Raw genomic sequence first — 1,405 nt, 5'->3', positions numbered from 1 at the left:
CGCCGGAGACCTGACCCTGTCTCTTATACACATCTAGATGTGTATAAGAGACAGGCCTCGCCTCGCCCGCGGACTGGCTTCCTCCGGCCTCCGCGCCCTGCGCCTCGGCCAGGAGGTACGCGGCCGTCAATGCCTCGATGGTCAGCAGCTTCCCCGCGGTTTCCACCGCCCGTTCCAGCTGCTGGAGGGCCAGCGGCGCCAGGGTGGAGTGGTCCTCCACGTCGGCAGAGAGGGTCGGGGCGCCGAGCGTTGCCGGGGCGGCGAGGAACTTGAGTTCGGCCAGCAGCCCCGCGGCCGAATACCACAGCAGGCCGGGAAGGTCCTCGGCCGCCAGCGGGGTGCCGCTCCGCGCGGCCTCCAGGTTGAGCTGCCTGATAAGCCGCTGCGGCGGATAGAGCTTCGCAATCCGCCGCTCGCTGCTGATCCCCACGTGCGCCAGTCCCAGCCGCAGCGCTTCGAAGGCCAGGGCAAGCTGCATCGGCTGGAAATTTCCGCCGGAGACCATCCGGCCGGACACCAGGTCCGTCAGAGGATTGTCGCCGCGGCCGTTGAGTTCCACCTCCAGCGCCTCGGCGAGCGCCGTCACCTGGGCCCTGAACGCCCCGTGCGTCTGCGGTGCCGCGCGGAAGGACAGGGCGTCCTGCACCGAGGCTTCGCGCCGCGGGTCCTCCAGCCAGCCGCCCCGCAGCAGGCACCGGACCTTGGCGGCCGAAACCCTTTGGCCGTCCACGGCCTTGGCCGCCTGCACCGCAGGCGAAAACGGGCTGAGGTTCCCGCCGCCGTCGTACCTTGCGGTGGCCTCCAGGGACAGCGCGAGCGCGGTGTCTGCGAGGTCGGCGAGCCGCAGGAGCCGGCCGAACTGGAGTGCGCCCGCGCCGATGGAGTACGCGTTGGCGCTGACCAGCGCGAGGGCCTCGCCCGGTGCCAGGACCAGCGGTTCCAACCCTGCCCGGGCGAGCGCCTCGGCACCGGTCACGACGGTGCCGTCCTCTGCGAGCGCCTGCCCTTCGCCGATGGCGACGGCGGCCACCGCGGCCAGCTGCGTCAGGTCCGATGAGCCCACGGAACCGTCACGCGGAATGGCCGGAACCACCCCCCTGTTGAGCAGTTCGGCATAGAACCGGGCCGTGTCCGGGCGGACTCCCGAACCGCCGCGGGTGAAGCCGATGAGCCTGGTCAGGATCACGGCGCGCACCTCGTCGCGGGCCAGCAGTGCTCCCACGCCGCTGTGGTGGTACCGGATCACCTGGATCTGGTAGTCGAGGATGGATGCCTCCTCGACGGCGGTGTCCCGGCCGGAGCCGAGCAGGGTGTTGAGCCCGTACACCTTGTGGCCGGAGTCGATGGCCGCCTGGACCACATCGCGGGACAGCCCCATCAGCTCCAGGGCGTCGGCGCTCAGGAC

1 protein-coding gene is annotated in these 1,405 nt (G+C 71.0%); it reads right to left on the bottom strand.

The features are described from left to right. A partial coding sequence (locus B1A87_RS22655) for an aromatic amino acid ammonia-lyase (protein WP_144275967.1) occupies positions 1–1,405 on the bottom strand: 1,405 nt, incomplete at both ends.

Origin of the sequence: Arthrobacter sp. KBS0703 (assembly GCF_002008315.2) — a bacterium.
GTDB lineage: Bacteria > Actinomycetota > Actinomycetes > Actinomycetales > Micrococcaceae > Arthrobacter.
The sequence above is the reverse complement of the archived record's forward strand: the minus strand, read 5'-3'. Positions and strand labels throughout refer to the sequence as shown.